General features: G+C 41.9%; 1 protein-coding gene. It reads left to right on the top strand.

Features of this window, described 5'->3' with window-relative positions; all coding sequences use genetic code 11:
• Positions 1-291 (top strand): hypothetical protein (locus BXO88_RS16670; RefSeq protein WP_078038751.1); only part of this gene is annotated, 291 nt, incomplete at its 5' end.
• Positions 292-585 lie beyond the last annotated feature (294 nt).

Genomic DNA, 585 nt, shown 5'->3' with positions numbered 1-585 from the left:
ATGAGCTACTACGAAAAGACCCTGCTTCGCAAATGGGTCATGTCAGGACACAGCCCATACCAGAATCCGGGATCAAGGTACTTGTGTCCGGGCAGTCATGATGGATATGACTTCATTAAACTGTATCGGATGGATAAAGAGATCCAGCGTGACATGAAAGGCATGAGCAAAAAGGAGCAGAAAGCCTATCTCATGGAATACATGGGGTGGAGGGATGATGAACCTTCCGAAGATGGCACCGGTTTCTCGGAACCCTCAGAGTGGGACCAGGATCATCCATTCGATTTATAAAAGTAGTCCGGCAACTATATGTCAGGACTGAGATAAAACGTGAGGAAAGAATATCTTACATGCCTTAAGGGCAGTATTTTTTTTGGAAATATCTAAATTTCATTTCATTCCCCAAATCCATAGAATCGTGATGCAGATGGGTCTCGTTAACTTTTTCAAAAAAGTCGTGAACCGTCTATTAAGTTCGCGCATCTTTAGGAAACCTGTATGCAAAGACTAGCGAAAACACGTAAAATCTTGATTATTCAAACGCATGAAAAAAGACCTTTTTAAGGGATTTTCGTAATATACCCC

This window comes from Oribacterium sp. C9 (assembly GCF_002007235.1).
GTDB lineage: Bacteria > Bacillota > Clostridia > Lachnospirales > Lachnospiraceae > Oribacterium.
Note: the sequence above shows the minus strand (reverse complement) of the source record. Positions and strands in the feature narration are given on the sequence as shown.